Origin of the sequence: Streptosporangium sandarakinum, from assembly GCF_050942225.1 — a bacterium.
Lineage (GTDB): Bacteria > Actinomycetota > Actinomycetes > Streptosporangiales > Streptosporangiaceae > Streptosporangium > Streptosporangium nondiastaticum.
The window spans coordinates 5,216,950-5,235,449 of sequence record NZ_CP192034.1; the positions used below are offsets into that span (position 1 = coordinate 5,216,950).

Sequence of the window (18,500 nt, forward strand, 5' to 3'; positions counted from 1 at the left end):
CTCTTATAGTCCCCTGGTGGGTCCCGCTCCCGGCGCCGACTCCGCTCGCCCGGCGAGTTCGGCGAGGTACGGGTTGGTGGCGCGTTCGCGGCCGATCGTGGTCTGTGGTCCGTGGCCGGGCAGGACCACCGTCTCGTCCGGCAGCGGCAGGCACTTGGCCGCCAGGCTGCGCAGGATGGTCGGGTGGTCGCCGCCCGGGAGGTCGGTGCGGCCGATGGAGCCGGCGAACAGCAGGTCGCCCGAGAACATCACGTCCGGGATCTCCTCGGAGGCGGGCAGCCTGAAGGTCACCGACCCCCTGGTATGGCCGGGGGCGTGGTCGACGGTGATCTCCATGCCCGCCAGCTCCAGCACCTGGCCGTCGGCCAGCTCGCGGACGTCGTCGGGCTCGGTGAAGGTCATCCCGCCGAAGAACTGCTGCCTGGCCGCGAGCGGCAGCCCCTTGCCGGGGTCGGACAGCAGATCGCGGTCCTCGGGATGGATCCACGCGGGGACGTCGCGGGCGCCGCAGACGGGGGCGACCGACCACATGTGGTCGACGTGCCCGTGGGTGACCAGCACCGCGACCGGCCGCAGCCGGTGCTCGCGCAGCACGTCGTCGAGGTCGGCGACCGCGTTCTGCCCGGGGTCGACGACGACGCACTCCTCGCCGGCGGCGGGAGCGACGACGTAGCAGTTGGTCTGGAACGACCCGGCGGGAAAGCCGGCGATGAGCATCTGCCTCAGCCGATCTCGTCAAGAATACGGATGGGAATGTAACCGAAGGGTACCGGTGCGGGTCGCCGGGCTGCGAACCATCACCCTTTGGCCGATACGATTCGCCCACCTCAATAAGTAACACTCCGGCACTCGGGAGGGCGAAGCGGTGAGCGGCAAGGACCGCCAGAAGCAGCTGGCGCGCGAGCACTACGAGCGGCAGACGAAGCGGCGCGTCGAGCGTGAGGCCAGGGCGAAGCGCACCGCGGTCATCGGCACCACCGCCGGGGTCGTGCTGGTGGTGGGCGGTGTGGTCGCCGCGACCGCCCTGCTCGGCGGCGGTGACTCCGACGCCACCTCCACCGCGTCGGCGTCGGGGAGCCCCAGCCCGGCCGCGAGCGCGAGCGAGGGGCCCAAGCCCGCCGCGTTCGACCCGGCGACCGGCACCTGCGGCTACGTCCCCGACACCGAGGGGGCGGCGAAGAACGTCGGCATGCCACCGGCCAAGGTGGACACCTCGCCGGCGACGATGACGCTGAAGACGAACCGTGGCGACATCGTGATCAAGGTGTCGGCCGACAAGACCCCGTGCACGGTCAACTCCTTCGCCTTCCTGGCGAAGAAGAACTACTTCGACGGCTCCAAGTGCCACCGGCTGGGCTCCGACCAGTTCCCGGTGCTGCAGTGCGGCGACCCGCTCGCCAAGGCCGACGGCAAGAGCGAGACCGACGGCCAGGGCGGGCCGGGGTACCGTTTCGTCAACGAGAACCTCGACGGCGCCAAGTACACCCGCGGCGTCGTGGCCATGGCCAACAGCGGTCCCGACACCAACGGCAGCCAGTTCTTCATCGTGTACGGCGACACCCAGCTCCCCCCGAACTACACCCCGTTCGGTACGGTCACGAAGGGGATGGAGATCATCGACAAGGTGAACAAGGGAGGCGTCATCACGCCGGGACCCGACGGCACCGGGGCTCCGAAGGAAACCGTCGAAATCAAAAACGTGACAATGTCCGGCAAGAGCTGACGTAATACAACCAAGAGGCGGTTAGCCTCGAAAGGCTGATGAAAGTGCGGGAGGACACGGTGAGCACCGACCCGTGGGGCCGGGTAGACGACGACGGCACCGTCTACGTGCGTACGGCTGAGGGAGAACGGGCCGTCGGGTCCTGGCAGGCCGGAGAGCCGGAAGAGGCACTCGCCTACTTCCATCGCAAGTTCGACGAGCTGGCCGGGCAGGTCACGCTGCTGGAGCAGCGGGTCCGCGGCACCGACCTGCCGCCGGCCCAGGCGGAGGCGACGATCGTCAAGCTGCGTGAGGCGATCACCGGCGCGCACGCCGTCGGCGACCTCGACGCGCTGCTGGGCCGCCTGAACGCCCTCACGGAGACGGTCGCCCAGCGCCGCGAGGAGGTCAAGGCGGCGCGCGACGTGGCCCGGGCCGAGGCCAGGGCCGTCAAGGAGCGCATCGTCGGCGAGGCCGAGCGGATCGCCGAGGACACCACCCACTGGAAGAGCGGGGGCGAGCGGCTGCGCCAGCTCATCGAGGAGTGGAAGGCCGCCGAACGCATCGACCGCGTGACCGAGGCCGCGCTCTGGAAGCGGCTGTCGGCCGCCCGTACGGCCTTCGCCAAGCGGCGCAAGGCGTACTTCGCCGGGCTGGACGAGCAGCGGGAGAGCGTGCGCGCCACCAAGGAGCGCATCGTCGCCGAGGCGGAGGAGATGGCCTCCTCCACCGACTGGGGCGCCACGGCCGCCGCCTACCGCGAGCTGATGCGGCAGTGGAAGGCCGCGGGCCGGGCCTCCCGTGAGGTGGAGGACGAGCTGTGGGGCCGGTTCAAGGCCGCCCAGGACCAGTTCTTCCAGGCCCGCTCGGCGGTCTTCGCCGAGCGCGACGCCTCGCTCGCGGCCAACGCCGAGGTCAAGGAGCAGCTCCTGGCCGAGGCGGAGAAGATCCTGCCGGTCTCCGACGCCCGGTCCGCCAGGGCGGCCCTGCGGGGCGTCCTGGAGCGCTGGGAGGCCGCCGGCCCGGTCCCGCGGGAGCAGCGCGACCGCCTGGAGGGTGGCCTGCGCCGGATCGACGAGGCGGTCCGCAAGGCCGAGGAGGCGGAGTGGAAGCGCTCCAACCCCGAGGCCCGCGCCCGCGCCCAGAACACGGTCGACCAGCTCCACCGGTCGATCGAGCAGCTTGAGGCCCGCCTGGCCAAGGCCAGGGCGGCCGGCCGGGACAAGGACGTCAAGGACGCCGAGGAGTCGCTGGAAGCCCGCCGTTCCTGGCTGGAGGAGGCCGAGCGCACGCTCGCCGAGTTCTCCTGAGACGGGTCCTCCCGAGGACACACGGCCGGGCGTCCCCTCGCGGGCGCCCGGTTCGGCGTACGGCCCCACCCGCGTGACAGAGTCCCGTGACAGAGCCCCGTGAGAGCCCGAGGCGGGCTCGTCCCCACACCGGCGTCTCATGCCCGGGCGACGGTCCCGGTGCCGGAGTCTTCTCCGCAGGGCCCGGGGCGGGCACGGCCGGCCCCCGGGGCGGCGGTCAGGAGCCGGCGCCGCTCACCCGGTAGACGTCGTAGACACCCGGTATGTTGCGCACGGCCTTCAGGACGTGCCCGAGGTGCTTGGGGTCGGCCATCTCGAAGGTGAACTTGCTGATCGCCACCCGGTCGCGGGACGTCGTGACCGACGCCGACAGGATGTTCACGTGCTGGTCCGACAGGGTGCGGGTGACGTCCGACAGCAGCCGCGGCCGGTCGAGCGCCTCGACCTGGAGCGCCACCAGGAAGACCGAGTCGGTCCCCGACGCCCAGGACACCTCCACCAGCCGGTCCGGCTGGGTCTTCAGCTGCTCCCCGTTGGGGCAGTTGGTGCGGTGCACCGACACGCCGTGCCCGCGGGTCACGAAGCCGAGGATCTCGTCGCCGGGCACCGGGGTGCAGCAGCGCGACAGGCGCACCCACACGTCGGAGTCGCCCGCGACCACCACGCCGGCTCCGCCGCTGCCACCGCGGGGACGGCCCCGCAGCTTCGTCGGCACCGAGACCTCGGCGATGTCCTCCTCGGCGCCGTCCACTCCCCCGACGGAGTGCACCAGCTTCTGCACGACCGCCTGGGCGGCGATGTGGCCCTCGCCGACGGCCGCGTACAGGGCGGAGACGTCGGGGTAGCGCAGGTCCCTGGCGAGGGTCAGCAGCGACTCCCCCGACATCAGGCGCTGCAGCGGCAGCCCCTGCTTGCGCATGGCCCGGCCGATGGCCTCCTTGCCCGCCTCGATCGCGGTCTCGCGGCGCTCCTTGGAGAACCACTGCCGGATCTTGTTACGGGCCCGGCCCGACTTGACGAACTTCAGCCAGTCACGCGAGGGGCCGGCGTCCGGCGACTTGGAGGTGAAGATCTCCACCGTGTCGCCGTTGCCCAGCCGCGACTCCAGCGGCACCAGGCGGCCGTTGACCCGGGCGCCGATGCAGCGGTGACCGACCTCGGTGTGCACGGCGTAGGCGAAGTCCACCGGCGTCGCGCCCTCGGGCAGGGCGATCACCTGGCCCCGCGGGGTGAAGACGTACACCTCCGAGACCGACAGGTCGAACCTGAGCGACTCCAGGAACTCGCCGGGGTCGGCGGTCTCCTTCTGCCAGTCGAGGAGCTGACGCAGCCAGGCCATGTCGCTGGCGGGCTTCAGCTTCGTCCCCGGGGCGCCGGAGGCCGTCATGTCCTCCTTGTACTTCCAGTGCGCGGCCACGCCGTACTCGGCCCGGTGGTGCATGGAGTGGGTGCGGATCTGCAGCTCCACGGGCTTGCCCGCGGGGCCGATGACCGTGGTGTGCAGCGACTGGTACATGTTGAACTTGGGCATCGCGATGTAGTCCTTGAACCGGCCGGGCACCGGGTTCCATCGCGCGTGGATCGTTCCGAGGGCGGCGTAGCAGTCGCGGACCGTGTCGACCAGCACCCGGATGCCCACCAGGTCGTAGATGTCGTCGAAGGCGACGTCGCGCGCGATCATCTTCTGGTAGACCGAGTAGTAGTGCTTGGGCCGGCCCTTGACCACCGCGCGGATCTTGGCCTCGCGCAGGTCCTTGGAGACGCTCTCGATGACCTCCTGCAGGAACAGGTCGCGGCGCGGGGCCCGCTCCGACACCATGCGGGCGATCTCGTCGTAACGCTTGGGGTAGAGCATGGCGAACGCGAGGTCCTCCAGCTCCCACTTGATCGTGTTCATGCCCAGCCGGTGCGCCAGCGGGGCGAAGATCTCCAGGGTCTCGCGGGACTTCTGCTGCCGCTTGTGCTCGGGCAGGTAACGCATGGTGCGCATGTTGTGCAGCCGGTCGGCGAGCTTGATCACCAGGACCCTGATGTCGCGCGACATCGCCACGACCATCTTGCGGACGGTCTCGGCCTGTGCGGCGTCACCGAACTTGACCTTGTCGAGCTTGGTGACGCCGTCGACCAGCAGCGCGATGTTGTCGCCGAAGTCGGCCCGCAGCTCGTCCAGGCCGTAGGCGGTGTCCTCGACGGTGTCGTGCAGCAGCGCGGCGCACAGGGTCTCGTCGTCGGTGCCCAGCTCGGCCAGGATCGTCGCCACCGCCAGGGGGTGGGTGATGTAGGGGTCCCCGCTCTTGCGCTTCTGATCACGGTGGTGGTAGGCCGCCACGTCGTAGGCACGCTCGATGAGCCGCAGGTCCGCCTTCGGATGCGTCGCGCGGACCGTGCGGAACAACGGCTCCAGCACCGGATTCATGGCGCCACTCCATTGCCCCCCAAAGCGTGCGATCCTGCGCCGTACGGCAGGCTTCTCCTCGGTGACTCCGGACATGGGGGAACCGGCGCCGCCTGGCGGGGCGGCCTCCTCGGGCCCGCCTCCATCGGCGGTCACGTCGGGAACGACCACATCACGGGGCACTCAGACTCCTCACGTTCGAGTCCAGATCCTCCAGTGTATCCAGACATGTCAGGAACCCTGCCCCATCGGGGTGAGATCAGACGATCACCAGGGAACGAACTTCGACGTCGTCCAGTCGTTCCCGCCCGTTGAGGAAGGCCAGCTCCATGAGCACGGCGATGGCGACGACCTCGGCGCCCGCCCTGCGGACCAGCTCCACCGCCGCGCGCGCCGTGCCGCCGGTGGCGAGCACGTCGTCGACGATCAGGACCCGCTCTCCGGGGGCGAAGGCGTCCCTGTGCACCTCGATGACGGCGGAGCCGTACTCCAGATCGTAGGACTCCTCAAGCGTCTCGGCAGGCAGTTTGCCTTTCTTCCGTACCGGGACGAACCCCGCGGCGGCCTTGTGCGCCACCGGGGCGGCCAGGATGAACCCGCGGGCCTCGATACCGACGATCTTGTCCACCCGGTACGCGCCGGCCAGCTCGTCCACCACGGCGGCGAACGCCTTGGGGTCGGCGAGCAGGGGGGTGATGTCCTTGAAGACCACGCCCGGCTGCGGGTAGTCGGGCACGTCGCGGATCCGGTCGAGGATGAGGGTGCGCAGGTCGTTCATGTCACTTCCTTGACGAAAACGCCTCCGCCCCCGGGGGACGGGAGCGGAGGCGCCATCTTGGTGGGGTTACTTCTTCTTGCGCTTGTCGCCGTCGGCCACGGAGCCGGCCGGCGCGGAGCCGTTGGCCGCCGCCGCCGTGACCGGCTGCCTGGCGCCCTTTTCGGGGGCGGACCCGGCACGGCTCGCGACCCGGCGGGCGAGCGCCTGGTAGCGCGGCTCCCGCTCCTTCAGCGTCACCAGCATCGGCGTCGCCACGCACAGCGAGGAGTAGGTGCCGACGATCATACCGACGAACAGGGCCAGCGACAGGTCCTTCAGCGTGCCCGCGCCGAACAGCGTGGTGCCGATGAACAGGATCGCCGCGACCGGCAGGATCGCCACCAGCGTGGTGTTCAGCGACCGGATCAGCGTGTGGTTCAGCGCGTTGTTGGCCGCCTCGGTGTAGGTCATCTTGGAGGTCGTGCCGAGCTTGGCGGTGACCTCCTTGATCATGTCGAAGACGACGACCGCGTCGTACAGCGAGTATCCGAGGATGGTCAGGAAGCCCAGCAGGGTCGCCGGGGTGACCTCGAAGCCGGACCAGGCGTACACGCCGGCGGTGATGATCAGGTCGTGGAAGAGCGCCACGATGGCCGACAGCGCCATCTTCCACTCGAAGGCCACCGTCAGGTACAGGATGATCGCCAGCATGAAGACGATCAGGCCGATGATGGCCTTGTTGGCCACCTGGCCGCCCCACGAGCCGCCGATCACCTGGAGGGTGACCTGGTCCTGCGTGAGGCCGTAGTCCTGGGCGGCCTCCTTCTGGACCTTGGTGACCTCCTCGGGCGGCAGGCTCTCGGTGGTGACCCGCCAGCCGTTGTTGGTCTCCTGCACGATGACCTGGTGCGCCCCGGCCTCCTCGAAGGTGCCGCGCACCTGCTCGATGCTCGCCGAGGGGGCCTTGAAGGAGAAGACCGAGCCGCCCTTGAACTCCACGCCGAGGTTCAGGCCGTGGAGGAGCAGGCCGAGGATGGAGATCGCCAGCAGGAAGGCCGACAGGCCGTACCAGAGCTTTCTGCGGCCGACGAAGTCGACGTTGACCTCGCCGCGGTACAGCCGACGCGCGATGCCGGACATCAGGCCTCCTGCGGAAGGGTCGGGGCGGCGGAGCTCTGGCTCATGCGCTCGGCGTCGAGACCGGAGAGCTTGTGGCCCTTGGCGAAGAACTTCCTCCTGGCGAGGAGCGCGACGAACGGCTTGGTGAACATGAACACCACCACGATGTCGATGAGCGTGGTCAGGCCCATCGCGAACGCGAAGCCGGCCACACCGCCGACGGCCAGGAAGTACAGCACCACGGCGGCGATGAACATGACCGCGTCGGCGATCAGGATCGTGCGCCGGGCGCGGGTCCAGGCGACCTCGACGGCCGTCCGCAGCGAGCGGCGGCCCTCCTTCATCTCGTCACGGATGCGTTCGAAGTAGACGATGAACGAGTCCGCGGTGATGCCGATCGAGACGATGAGGCCGATGATGTGCGGCAGCGACAGGCGGAAGCCCGCGGTGGCGCCGAGGATGACCACCGACTCGTAGGTCAGGACCGTGGCGACCACGAGGCTCAGCACCGAGACGATGCCCAGGCCGCGGTAGTAGAGCAGCGAGTAGATCAGCACGAGCCCGAGGCCGATCGCGCCGGCGATCAGGCCGCCGCGCAGCTGGTCGGCGCCCAGGGTGGAGGAGACCTCCTCGATGGAGCTCTTCTGGAACTTCAGCGGCAGCGCGCCGTACTTGAGCTGGTTGGCCAGGTCGTCGGCGGTCACCTGCGTGAAGTTGCCGGAGATCTGGGCCCGGCCGCCGGTGATGGGCTCCTGGATGACCGGCGCGGAGATCACCACGCCGTCCAGCACCATGGCGACCTGGTTGCGCGGCGGCTGGGAGTTGAAGGCGGTGGTGGTGACCTTCGACCACTGCTGCGGGCCCTGGCCCTTGAAGGAGAGCTGGACGAGCCACTCGCCGGTGGTCTGGTCGACGCCGGAGGTGGCCTTGTCGATCGAGGTGCCGGTGACGGCGGCCTTGTCGAGGATGTACTTGGCCGAGCCGTCCTGGCTGCAGCCGACGTACTGCTGGTCCGGCGCGTCCTGGGCGCCCTGGCCCTTGTCCTTGGCGCAGTCGAGCGTCTTGAACCGCTCAAGGGCCTTGGGGTCGATGCCGGTGGTGTCGACGCCGGCCAGCGGGTCGTTCGCCGGAGCGGACGGGGTCGCGCTGGGGGTCGGGGTGGCGGACGGGGCCGCGGCGTTCCTGGCCGCCCGGCGCGCGCGCCGGTCCGCTGGGGCTTCCTCACCGTCCTTGGCCTCGGACTTGGGCTCACGTGCGGCCCGCCGGTCCGTCACGGTCTTCTTCGCCCCCGTCTCCGCCTCGGTGGAAGGGGCGGTCGACGGGTTCGGGGCGGTCAGCGCCGAGGACAGCGCCCGGCCGGTGGGCGAGGCGCTCGGGCTGGACTGGGCGGTGCTCCTCGGGGCCGGCGTCGTCGTGGCCTCGCCGCCGTCGGTGGCCTTGCCGTCCGACGGGGCGACGGACGGCGTCGGCGCCTGGGTGGGCATCTGCCCGGGGGGCGCGGGCGAGCCCTCCCCCACAGCCAGCACCTGGCGGAAACGCAGCTCCGCGGTGGTGCCGACCAGCTTTACGACTTCCTCCTGGCCGGCTCCGGGGACGGAGATGACGATGTTGTCACCGGACTTGGCGACCTCGGCGTCGGAGATGCCGCTGCCGTTCACCCGGTCACGGATGATGTTCACGGCCAGGTCGAGGCTCTCCTGGGAGGGAGCTCCGCCGTTGGGCGTGACGGGCGACAGCGTCACCGTGGTGCCGCCTGCGAGGTCGAGGCCATATTCGGGGGTGAACGCCTTGTTGAGGGCCATCACCCCGCCCATGGCGAGAATGAGCGCCAGGAGCGCCAGGAGCATGCGCCCCGGCTTGCTCTGGCCGCTGGTCGGTCGGGCCACTGGTCGTCAGTTCTTTCGGCTATAGGGGATGGTTGGCGAGCCTGCTCACTTCTGCTGCGAGTCCTGGCTGTCGCCCTTCGGCTGAACGGTCTCCACCTCATTGTCCTCCACGACACCCGCGGACTCGACGTCATCGGAGGCGGTGTCGTCGACCGGAGTCAGAACGCGGCCGATCGCGGCCTTGACCCAGCGGGTCTCGACGCCGGGGGCGAGCTCCAGGATCACGTCGTCGCCGTCGATGGCCGTGACGGTCGCGAACAGGCCGGTCGTCGTCATGATGCGGGCTCCCGGAGCCAGGGAGTTCTGCATCTGGGCCTGCTCCTGCTGCCGCTTGCGCTGCGGCCGGATGAGCAGGAAGTAGAACACCACGACCATCAGAACGATCATGATGAGGCTTGAGTAACCGCTGTTGCCGCCCATGGGGCCGCTCCTTACGCTTCAGAATTGACCGGCGTGGCGCCGGACGTCGTATACGGGCACGCCGCTCAGCACGTCAGCCTACACAGCCAGCCAAGCCACGGAGTTTAGGCGAGCTGTTAGGAGCGCGGCAACGAACCCACGAACGGACTCGGGGGGAAGTTCCCATTTCGATATCGTTGTCATCGATCTGTGATTGACCCCGCGGGTCTTCCCCTTTTGAAATCCAACGTCACGCGGGGCCGGAGTCATCCCCGAGATCGACGGGCACCTGGGCGCCGAAGGCGTCCGGCGGCGGGGTCAACCCCAGGTGGATCCACGCGGCGGCGGTCGCCACCCGGCCCCGGGGGGTGCGGGCCAGCAGCCCCTGGCGCACCAGGAACGGCTCGGCCACCACCTCCACCGTCTCGGGCTCCTCGCCGACCGCGACCGCGAGGGTGGACAGGCCGACCGGGCCGCCGCCGAACTTGCCCAGCAGCGCCGACAGGACCGCCCGGTCGAGCCGGTCGAGCCCCTCGGCGTCGACCTCGTAGAGGTTCAGCGCCGCCGCGGCGACGTCACGGGTGACGACGCCGTCGGACCGCACCTCGGCGAAGTCGCGGACCCGGCGCAGCAGGCGGTTGGCGATGCGGGGCGTGCCGCGCGAACGGCCGGCGATCTCGCGGGCGGCGTCGCCGGGCAGCTCCAGGCCGAGCAGCGTCGCCGAGCGGTGCAGCACCCGCTCCAGCTCGCCGGCGTCGTAGAAGTCCATGTGGGCGACGAACCCGAACCGGTCGCGCAGCGGCGCGGGCAGCAGGCCGGCCCTGGTGGTGGCGCCGACCAGGGTGAACGGGGCGACCTCCAGCGGGATCGCGGTGGCGCCGGGCCCCTTGCCCACCACGATGTCGACCCGGAAGTCCTCCATCGCGAGGTAGAGCATCTCCTCGGCGGGGCGGGCCATCCGGTGGATCTCGTCGATGAACAGCACCTCGCCCTCCGACAGCGTGGAGAGGATGGCCGCGAGGTCGCCGGCCCGCTCCAGCGCCGGTCCGGAGGTGATCCGGATGGGCGCCGACAGCTCGGTGGCGATGATCAGGGCGAGGGTGGTCTTGCCGAGGCCGGGGCCGCCGCTCATCAGCACGTGGTCGGGCGGCCGGTTGCGCCGCAGCGCGCTCTGCAGCACCAGCGACAGCTGCTCGCGCACCCGCGCCTGGCCGATGAACTCCTCCAGCCGCTTGGGCCGCAGCGCGGCCTCGACCAGCCGCTCGTCACCCTCGGCGTCGGCGTCGGCCGAGACCAGATCCCGCTCGAAGCTCACGGCGTCTCCCCCCCTCACCGCACGCTCAGCACGCGCAGCGCGGCCTTGAGCAGCGCCGCGACCTGGGGCGAGCGGCCCTGGGCCGTCTCGGCGTCGGCCTGGGGGGCGACGGCCGCGACGGCCTCGTCGGCGTCCTTGGCCGAGTATCCCAGGCCGACCAGGCCGGAGTGGACCTGCTCGCGCCAGACGGGGGCGGCCGAGCCGCCGTTGAGGGCGGCGCTGACGGCCTCCTCGGGGGTGCCGAGCTTGTCCTTGAGATCGACGATGATCCGCTGGGCGCCCTTGGGGCCCACCCCGGGGACCCGGGTCAGCGCCTTGACGTCGGCGGCGGCCACGGCCACCCGCAGCGCGTTGGGCGTGTGCACGGCGAGCATCGCCAGGGCGACCTTGGGGCCGACCCCGCTGGCGGTCTGGAGCAGCTCGAAGATCCTGCGCTCGTCGTCGTCGGCGAAGCCGTACAGCGTGAGGGACTCCTCGCGCACCACCAGCGAGGTGGCCAGCCGGGTCTCCTCCCCCACGCGCAGCGCCGCCAGCGTGCCGGGCGTGCAGTGCACCAGCACGCCGACGCCGCCGACCTCGACCACCGCTCCGTCGGGGGCGATCGCGGCCACCCGTCCTCGCACCGAGGCGATCACTTCGTCGTTCCTCTCGAGTATCCGGCGGGCCTGTTCCGCCCGCGGAAGTACGCGGCGGCCGTCACTCCGCCGCCGGCGCCGGTGGCCCGGGCGGCCGCCTCGGCCAGCCTGTTCTGGGCGCCGCCCCGCCAGATGTGGCAGATGGCCAGGGCGAGCGCGTCGGCGGCGTCGGCGGGCTTGGGCATGGCGTCGAGCCGCAGCAGCCTGGTCACCATGGTGCCGACCTGTCGTTTGTCGGCCGTGCCGCTGCCGGTGATCGCGGCCTTGACCTCCGACGGCGTGTGCAGCGCCACCGGCAGCCCCCGGCGGGAGGCGCACAGGATCGCCACCGCCGAGGCCTGGGCGGTGCCCATGACGGTGCGCAGGTTGTGCTGGGCGAAGACGCGCTCCACGGCCACCGCGTCGGGCCGGATCTCGTCGAGCCATTGCTCGATGCCGGCCTCGATCGCCACCAGCCGGGCCCCGATCTCGTCGTCGGCGGGGGTGCGCACCACCCCGACCTTGACCAGGCGGAGCGGCGCCCCGGGGCGCCCCTCGACCGCTCCGAGGCCGCACCGGGTCAGGCCCGGATCGACCCCCATCACCCGCAGTTCGGGCAACCGCACCGGCACGCCTTCCGCTCGCCGAACACCTGTTCGGTGCCCGACTCTACCGCCTGCGGGCACGGCGCGCACGGCCATCGCGCCGCCCGCGGGGCGGGCCCCGGAGCCTTCGCCGCCCCGGCCGTTCCGCCCGATGACCGGCGCGGTCAGAACGCGTCGGTCATGTACGGCCGGGCGTGGAAGGCGGCGTCGAGGGCGTCGTCGGCGTCCGCGGGTCCGGTGAGGATGCCCGCGCGGCGCAGGGTGGTGGTCGGCACGCCCGCGAACAGCGCGGAGAGGCCTCCGGCGGTGAGGGCGGGCGCCGACTTCGGGATGGCCCCGGCGGGCTGGGCCGTACCGGAGCCGCCGGAGACCGACAGGTGCCAGGGGCCGGAGGAGGCGGGCCGCTCGGGGTCGTCGACGTGGACCACGGCGTCGAGGGTGACGCCCGCCGGGAACCCGCGCCCGGCGACGGCCGCCGCCGGGTCCACCACGCGGAACATCCAGCGGGTCTGCGCGACCTCGTCGTTCACCCGTTCGCCGAGCAGCCAGAACACCGGGTCGTCGGGGGCGACGGCCGCGCGGACCTTCTTCGCGATGGAGGACGAGGAGCCGACCAGCGCCCACAGCGCCCGGGCCGTGGCCTCCGAGCCGGCGAGCAGATGGCTGACCGAGATGTCGTGGCCGTCCCAGCCGTAGGCCACGAAGCCGTCCTCGGCCAGGTAGACGAAGTCGCGGGTGCCCTCCAGCCACCGGCGCACGGCCGCCTCGCTCCGGCGGACCGGCCCGGAGGCGCGGGTGGCGGCGTGGACGCGGCCGATGACCTCGCCCAGCGCGCGGGCGTCGCCGGGGCCGGTACGGCGGAGCGGGACGTCGCCGGCGACGCGGATCGTGCGCAGCGCCTCGGTGGACAGCACGGCCCGGTGCAGGGCCCCGGCGTGCTCCCAGCCGAGCGAGCGGTAAAGGCGGGTGGTGGCGGGGTACAGCGCCGAGATCGGCAGCCCCAGGGCGGCGCAGCGGTCCAGGGCGGTCCGCATGATCTTCCGTCCGACGCCGCGGCCCCGGTCCTCGGGGGCGACGGTGACCGAGGCGATGCCGCCCATGGGCAGCGGCCTGCCGTGCCACCACTGGGTGAAGTCCTCGATGCGGGTCGTGGCGACGAGGCGGGCGCCGTCGAACGCCCCGAGGTATCTGCCGCCCTCGACGGCGGGCAGGGCGTTGCGCCGCCAGGTCTCCGCCTCGTCATCCGGGACGGGCCCGAAGGCGCGGACGCGGTTGTCCAGCGCCGCGTCGAGGTCACCGGCCGTCAGCTCACGTATTTCCACGGTCCCCCAACCTAGGGCGTACCCCCCGATGGGTGTGAACCGGCCCCGGACCGCCGCCCGCCGGGCGGGGTCAGGGGTGGCGGACCGGCTCGGCGTTCCCCGGGTCGCCGAGGCCTCCGCCGTCCCCGGCGGCTCCGTTCTCCCGGGTATCCCCGGCCTTCCCGGCATCCGGGGCGTCCCCGGTGTCCCCGTCGGCGGGGCGGTCCGCGTCGGCCCGGCCGCGCAGGCGGTCCAGGCGCGCCATCACCGGGGTCGCCGTGACGCCGTGCAGCACCAGGGAGGCCAGCACGGTGAAGGCCACCACCGCCCACAGCTCCTCCGCGGGTACGCCGAAGTCGGCCTGGCCGAGGGCGTAGGCGAGGTAGAACAGCGAGCCGATGCCCCGGATGCCGAAGAAGGCCAGCACGCCGCGCTCACGCGGTCCCGGCCGGCCGCCGAGCGTGGCGAGCCAACCGGTCAGCGGGCGGATCACCAGCAGCAGGAGCAGGCCGACCGCCGCCCCCCGCCAGGTGAGCGCGGCCAGGCCGCCGGTGATCACGAACCCGCCGAGCAGCAGGATCAGCCAGGCGGTGAACAGCCGCTCGATCTGCTCGATGAAACCGTGCAGGACGGCGTTGTAGCCGTGCGTGCGCTCGGCGGCCCTGATCGTGCACGCGGTCACGAACACCGCGATGAAGCCGTAGCCGTGCACCAGCTCGGTGAGGCCGTAGGCGAGGAAGGTCGCGGCCAGCGCCACGAAGCCGTCGCGGTGCTCGGCCAGCCGCAGGTCGGAGACCTGGGCGCGGAAGAACAGCCGGCCCAGCGCCTTGCCGGCCAGCAGGCCGGCCACGACGCCCGCCCCGCACCTGTAGAGCAGGTCCACCAGCGCCCAGTGCCCGGCCCATTCCAGGCCGCCGCCCGCCGACGCCAGCGCGATCGCGGCGAACACCAGGGGGAAGGCCAGGCCGTCGTTGAGCCCGGCCTCGGAGGTGAGGGTGAAGCGGACCTCGTCGTCGTCGGTCTCGGAGTCGACGGGCTGGCCGACCTGCACGTCGGAGGCGAGCACCGGGTCGGTCGGCGCGAGCACCGCGCCCAGCAGCAGCGCCGCGGCCCACGGCCAGCCCAGCAGGCCGTGGACGGCCAGGGTGACGGCGCCGACGGTCAGCGGGAGAGTCCAGCCCAGCAGCCGCCAGGTGGAGGTCCAGCGGCGCGGCTCGAAGGGCCGGTTGATCGCCAGCCCGGCGCCCATCAGCGAGATGAGGACGCAGATCTCGGTGGCGTGCTCCAGCAGCGCCCGGTGGGCCACCGGGTCGGGGTCGGGCAGGTCCAGGGGCAGGAGGTAGAGCAGCGCGCCGCCGATCAGGCAGGCCAGCGGCAGCGAGAAGGCACGCCGGTTGAGCAGGCGGGGCAGGATCGCCGCGAGCAGGGCGGCGACGCCGGCCACGGCGAAGATCAGATCAGGGTTCGGCATCGTACGGCGGCATATGCCCTCATTTATTTAGGCAAATCGCCGCTCATATTTTCCGGCGAACGTCACAAAAACCCCATGACTCCGTCTCTGGACGGCCGCCGGAAAGGTCTCCCGGGCGGGCGCCCGGAGGGTTCCGGGCAGGCGTCACCCGGGGTCGTCCCCGGGGCGCGGGCCGTACACAGGGTCCGTCCTCAGGGCGCGGGACCTCACCCGGGGTCGTCCCCGGGGCGCGGGGCCGGGCCGTACACGGGGTCCGTCTCCAGGGTGCGGGCCGTACACGGAAGGTCCCCGGGCAGCCGTACGCCCGCCTCCGCGGCACGGCGGGGCGGGCGTACGGCGAGACGGCGGGCGGCCGGTCAGGCCTCCAGCTTCTCCATGACCTCGTCGGAGACGTCGAAGTTGGCCCAGACGTTCTGCACGTCGTCGCTGTCCTCCAGGGCGTCGATCAGCCGGAAGACCTTGCGCGCGCCCTCCTCGTCGAGCGGGACGTTCATCGTCGGCAGGAAGCTCGACTCGGCCGAGTCGTAGTCGATCCCGGCGTCCTGCAGGGCCTTGCGGACCGGGACGAGGTCACCGGCCTCGGAGACGACCTCGAACTGGTCGCCCAGGTCGTTGACCTCCTCGGCGCCCGCGTCGAGGACCGCGACCAGCACGTCGTCCTCGGTGAGCGAGCCCTTGGGGACGAGCACGACACCCTTGCGGTTGAACATGTAGGACACCGAGCCGGGGTCGGCCAGGGAGCCGCCGTTGCGGGTCAGCGCCACGCGGACCTCGGAGGCGGCGCGGTTGCGGTTGTCGGTCAGACACTCGATCAGCACGGCGACACCACCGGGGGCGTAGCCCTCGTACATGATGGTCTGCCAGTCGGCGCCGCCTGCCTCCAGGCCGCCGCCGCGCTTGCGGGCGCGCTCGATGTTGTCCAGCGGGACCGAGCTCTTACGCGCCTTGGTGATGGCGTCGTACAGCGTCGGGTTGCCGTCCGGGTCGGGGCCGCCGGTCCGGGCCGCGACCTCGATGTTCTTGATGAGCTTGGCGAACAGCTTGCCGCGCTTGGAGTCGAGCGCGGCCTTCTTGTGCTTGGTCGTCGCCCATTTGGAGTGGCCGGACATCGACTAGAGCTCCCTCACCATCTCAACGAAGTATGAATGCACGTCGCAGCCCCCGGTGAGCTCCGGATGGAAGGACGTGGCCAGCAGAGGCCCCTGACGGACCGCGACGATCCTATCCCCAGCTTCGGCTCGGGCCAGCACGTCGACGTCGGAACCGACCGATTCCACCCAGGGGGCGCGGATGAAGATCGCCCGCAGCGGGCCCATGCCCGCGAAGTCGATGTCGGACTCGAAGGAGTCGACCTGGCGGCCGAAGGCGTTGCGCCGGACCACCATGTCGATGCCGCCGATGGTCTGCTGGCCCTCGACGCCGCCCTCGATCCGGTCGGCCAGCATGATCATGCCGGCGCAGGAGCCGTAGGCGGGCATGCCGTCCTTGATCCTCGCCCGGAGCGGCTCCAGCAGCTCGAAGGCGTCGGCGAGCTTCCACATCGTGGTGGACTCCCCTCCCGGGACGACCAGCGCGTCGACCGCCTCCAGCTCCTCGGGGCGCCGTACGGCCACGGCCTTGGCTCCCGCCTGCTCCAGGCAGCGCGCGTGCTCGCGGACGTCTCCCTGCAGGGCGAAGACACCGATCGTCGGGGCGATGGTCACCGGTGGTCCTTTCAAGGGGCTCGTGATGCGGTTCAAGCGTATGGCCACCCCGCGGACCGCCCCAAACCAGCCGGTCCCGCGGGGCGGGGACCGGCCGGGGTCAGGCGGCCGGGCGCGCGGCCCGCCGTACGGCCGGGCGGCCGGGGTCAGGCGGCCGACAGGTCGTGGGCGGCGTGGTCGGCGTCCACCCGCGCGAGGCTCGCCAGGTGGTGGCGCCTGCCGTACAGGAAGGCCACGCCGACCAGGCAGCAGACCGCGCCCAGGCAGTACGGCACGGGCGCGCCGATCTCCTCGCCCAGCTTGGTCACGACGTAGGGCGCGACGGCCCCGCCCATCCAGCGGACGAAGTTGTAGCCGGCCGAGGCGACGGGCCGGGGCGCGTCGGAGACCTCCATGGCGGCCTCGGTGAACACGGTGTTGTTCAGGCCGGCCGGGATGCCGCACAGCACGACGCAGACGACGACGCCGGGGCGCATGTCGACCGCGCTGAACAGGGCGATGCCCGCCTGCAGGACGGCCAGCGTCCCCAGGGACAGGTACAGCACCCGCACCGAGCCGATCCTGCGGCTCATGGCCGGGGCGGCGAAGACCGAGGCGAGCGCCACGAGGACGCCCCAGCCGAAGAACACCGCGCCGATGCCGTAGGCCGACATGCCGAGGATGAACGGGGTGAAGGCCAGGATGGTGAAGAAGGCGAAGTTGTAGAAGAACGCGGTGAAGGCGGTGGTGGACAGGCCGCCGTGGGCCAGGGCGCGCAGCGGGTCGCTGAGGCGGGTCTTCACCGCGGGCCGGGGTGTGCTCCTCAGCAGGACCGCGATGGAGACGAACCCGACGGTCATCAGGGTCGCGGTGCCGAAGAACGGGCCGCGCCAGTTCCAGTCGCCGAGGATGGCGCCGACCAGCGGGCCCATCGAGATGCCTAGGCCCAGGGCGGCCTCGTACAGGATGATGGCGGCCTCGGCGCCGCCGCTGGCCGCGCCGACGATGACCGCCAGGGCGGTGGCGACGAACAGGGCGTTGCCCAGGCCCCAGCCGGCGCGGAAGCCGATGAGCGCGCCGACGCTGTCCGAGGTGCCGGACAGGCCGGCGAAGACGACGACCAGGAACAGGCCGAGCAGCAGGGTGCGCTTACCTCCGATCCGGCTGGAGACCCAGCCGGTGACGAGCATCGCCACCGCGGTGACCAGGAAGTAGCTGGTGAACAGCAGGGAGACCTGGCTGGGTCCGGCGTTCAGGTTCTTGGCGATGGAGGGCAGGATCGGGTCGACCAGGCCGATGCCCATGAAGGCGACCACCGCGGCGAAGGCGGTGGCCCACACCGACATCGGCTGGCGGAGGATTCCGCCCGAACTCTGCGAGGACATGGGAGTGGCTCCTTGCGGGAAAAGCGGACCGGCCGGGGTGACGGCCGGTCGGGGATTCGGGATCGCTTTCAGGACGGCGGGGGGACGGCGGGACCGCGCTGGGCCCCGCGGTCTCACGCGTGGCCCAGCTTGGCCAGCGCGGGCAGGGCGGCGGCGACGGCGTCGCGTTCCTCCGGGGTGAGCAGGCCGAGCTGGGAGACGAGGTAGGAGACGCGGGCCCGGCGCACGGCCGCCAGGCGGGCGCGGCCCTCCTCGGTCAGCCCGACCGTGCGGACCCGGGCGTCGGAGGGGTCGGCGGAGCGGGTCACCAGGCCGGGTTCCTCCAGCCGGTTGATCTGCACCGTCATGGTGGGGAGCTGGACCCCGTGTTCCTCGGCCAGCTCCGTCATCCGGCGCGGGCCGCTCTCCAGCGACCCCAGCACGGCGTACTGCTGGCTGGTGATCGGCTGTCCCGCCGCCACGCGACGCAGGAGCAGCACCAGGTGGCGCAGCTCTTTGGAGAGGTTCTCCGCGAGTTCGTCCGTCGTCATGGTCAGCCAGTCTAACTTAGCCAGGCTAA

At 71.7% G+C, this 18,500-nt stretch carries 17 protein-coding genes; 2 read left to right on the forward strand and 15 right to left on the reverse strand.

All coding sequences use genetic code 11. The features are described from left to right. Positions 1 to 3 precede the first annotated feature (3 nt). The gene (locus ACQP10_RS24410) at positions 4 to 717 is read right to left on the reverse strand and encodes an MBL fold metallo-hydrolase (protein ID WP_179827816.1); all 714 of its coding nucleotides are present in this window, start codon (positions 715 to 717) and stop codon (positions 4 to 6) included. A 148-nt stretch (positions 718 to 865) separates the two neighbouring features. Here ACQP10_RS24410 and ACQP10_RS24415 point away from each other — a divergent pair, with 148 nt between their 5' ends. Together ACQP10_RS24415 and ACQP10_RS24420 are read left to right on the forward strand one after the other, a co-directional pair. Then, the gene (locus ACQP10_RS24415) at positions 866 to 1,723 is read left to right on the forward strand and encodes a peptidylprolyl isomerase (RefSeq protein ID WP_346022603.1); all 858 of its coding nucleotides are present in this window, start codon (positions 866 to 868) and stop codon (positions 1,721 to 1,723) included. 38 nt (positions 1,724 to 1,761) lie between these two features. Continuing rightward, complete coding sequence (locus ACQP10_RS24420) at positions 1,762 to 3,012, forward strand: DUF349 domain-containing protein (RefSeq protein ID WP_179827812.1); 1,251 nt, start codon at positions 1,762 to 1,764, stop codon at positions 3,010 to 3,012. Between the two features lie 217 nt (positions 3,013 to 3,229). Here ACQP10_RS24420 and ACQP10_RS24425 read toward each other — a convergent pair whose 3' ends face one another. From ACQP10_RS24425 to ACQP10_RS24490, 14 genes are all read right to left on the reverse strand, one after another. Then, positions 3,230 to 5,428, reverse strand: coding sequence for a RelA/SpoT family protein (locus ACQP10_RS24425; RefSeq protein ID WP_179827810.1), 2,199 nt, complete (start codon positions 5,426 to 5,428; stop codon positions 3,230 to 3,232). 238 nt (positions 5,429 to 5,666) lie between these two features. Further along, on the reverse strand, positions 5,667 to 6,185 hold the full coding sequence (locus ACQP10_RS24430) for an adenine phosphoribosyltransferase (protein WP_346022604.1): 519 nt from the start codon (positions 6,183 to 6,185) through the stop codon (positions 5,667 to 5,669). 66 nt (positions 6,186 to 6,251) lie between these two features. Further along, complete coding sequence (gene secF / locus ACQP10_RS24435) at positions 6,252 to 7,304, reverse strand: protein translocase subunit SecF (RefSeq protein ID WP_346022605.1); 1,053 nt, start codon at positions 7,302 to 7,304, stop codon at positions 6,252 to 6,254. Further along, positions 7,304 to 9,169 (reverse strand): protein translocase subunit SecD, encoded by a 1,866-nt coding sequence (gene secD / locus ACQP10_RS24440; RefSeq protein WP_346022606.1) that lies wholly within the window; start codon positions 9,167 to 9,169, stop codon positions 7,304 to 7,306. Before secD ends, secF begins: the two co-directional genes overlap by 1 nt. 45 nt (positions 9,170 to 9,214) lie before the next feature. After that, a complete protein-coding gene (yajC, locus tag ACQP10_RS24445) occupies positions 9,215 to 9,589 on the reverse strand; it encodes a preprotein translocase subunit YajC (protein ID WP_346022607.1) in 375 nt (124 codons plus the stop codon). Positions 9,590 to 9,818: 229 nt separating this feature from the next. Further along, positions 9,819 to 10,883, reverse strand: coding sequence for a Holliday junction branch migration DNA helicase RuvB (gene ruvB, locus ACQP10_RS24450; RefSeq protein WP_346022608.1), 1,065 nt, complete (start codon positions 10,881 to 10,883; stop codon positions 9,819 to 9,821). A gap of 14 nt (positions 10,884 to 10,897) precedes the next feature. Then, positions 10,898 to 11,518: a Holliday junction branch migration protein RuvA gene (gene ruvA / locus ACQP10_RS24455; protein WP_433539761.1), complete on the reverse strand. Its 621-nt coding sequence runs from the start codon at positions 11,516 to 11,518 to the stop codon at positions 10,898 to 10,900. Further along, a complete protein-coding gene (gene ruvC / locus ACQP10_RS24460) occupies positions 11,515 to 12,108 on the reverse strand; it encodes a crossover junction endodeoxyribonuclease RuvC (protein WP_179828845.1) in 594 nt (197 codons plus the stop codon). The genes ruvA and ruvC overlap by 4 nt, the downstream gene beginning before the upstream one ends. Positions 12,109 to 12,266: 158 nt before the next feature. After that, a complete protein-coding gene (locus ACQP10_RS24465) occupies positions 12,267 to 13,424 on the reverse strand; it encodes a GNAT family N-acetyltransferase (protein ID WP_433539762.1) in 1,158 nt (385 codons plus the stop codon). 70 nt (positions 13,425 to 13,494) lie between these two features. Further along, positions 13,495 to 14,874 (reverse strand): cation:proton antiporter, encoded by a 1,380-nt coding sequence (locus ACQP10_RS24470; RefSeq protein WP_346022611.1) that lies wholly within the window; start codon positions 14,872 to 14,874, stop codon positions 13,495 to 13,497. A 356-nt stretch (positions 14,875 to 15,230) separates the two neighbouring features. Beyond that, entirely contained in the window at positions 15,231 to 15,983 is a 753-nt protein-coding gene (locus ACQP10_RS24475) for a YebC/PmpR family DNA-binding transcriptional regulator (protein WP_179827797.1), read from the reverse strand. 3 nt (positions 15,984 to 15,986) lie between these two features. After that, positions 15,987 to 16,577 (reverse strand): pyridoxal 5'-phosphate synthase glutaminase subunit PdxT, encoded by a 591-nt coding sequence (gene pdxT, locus ACQP10_RS24480; RefSeq protein WP_179827796.1) that lies wholly within the window; start codon positions 16,575 to 16,577, stop codon positions 15,987 to 15,989. A 146-nt stretch (positions 16,578 to 16,723) separates the two neighbouring features. Next, positions 16,724 to 17,941: an MFS transporter gene (locus tag ACQP10_RS24485; protein WP_433539763.1), complete on the reverse strand. Its 1,218-nt coding sequence runs from the start codon at positions 17,939 to 17,941 to the stop codon at positions 16,724 to 16,726. A gap of 113 nt (positions 17,942 to 18,054) precedes the next feature. Continuing rightward, positions 18,055 to 18,471 (reverse strand): MarR family winged helix-turn-helix transcriptional regulator, encoded by a 417-nt coding sequence (locus tag ACQP10_RS24490; RefSeq protein ID WP_346022612.1) that lies wholly within the window; start codon positions 18,469 to 18,471, stop codon positions 18,055 to 18,057. Positions 18,472 to 18,500 lie beyond the last annotated feature (29 nt).

Bases quoted from the DNA above. Each gene is read 5' to 3' on its own strand.
- ACQP10_RS24420 (WP_179827812.1), top strand. From the start codon at position 1,762: ATGAAAGTGCGGGAGGACACGGTGAGCACCGACCCGTGGGGCCGGGTA.
- secF (WP_346022605.1), bottom strand. From the start codon at position 7,304: ATGTCCGGCATCGCGCGTCGGCTGTACCGCGGCGAGGTCAACGTCGAC.
- yajC (WP_346022607.1), bottom strand. From the start codon at position 9,589: ATGGGCGGCAACAGCGGTTACTCAAGCCTCATCATGATCGTTCTGATG.
- ACQP10_RS24470 (WP_346022611.1), bottom strand. From the start codon at position 14,874: ATGCCGAACCCTGATCTGATCTTCGCCGTGGCCGGCGTCGCCGCCCTG.
- ACQP10_RS24485 (WP_433539763.1), bottom strand. From the start codon at position 17,941: ATGTCCTCGCAGAGTTCGGGCGGAATCCTCCGCCAGCCGATGTCGGTG.
- ACQP10_RS24425 (WP_179827810.1), bottom strand. From the start codon at position 5,428: ATGAATCCGGTGCTGGAGCCGTTGTTCCGCACGGTCCGCGCGACGCAT.
- ACQP10_RS24490 (WP_346022612.1), bottom strand. From the start codon at position 18,471: ATGACGACGGACGAACTCGCGGAGAACCTCTCCAAAGAGCTGCGCCAC.
- ACQP10_RS24430 (WP_346022604.1), bottom strand. From the start codon at position 6,185: ATGAACGACCTGCGCACCCTCATCCTCGACCGGATCCGCGACGTGCCC.
- ACQP10_RS24475 (WP_179827797.1), bottom strand. From the start codon at position 15,983: ATGTCCGGCCACTCCAAATGGGCGACGACCAAGCACAAGAAGGCCGCG.
- ACQP10_RS24410 (WP_179827816.1), bottom strand. From the start codon at position 717: ATGCTCATCGCCGGCTTTCCCGCCGGGTCGTTCCAGACCAACTGCTAC.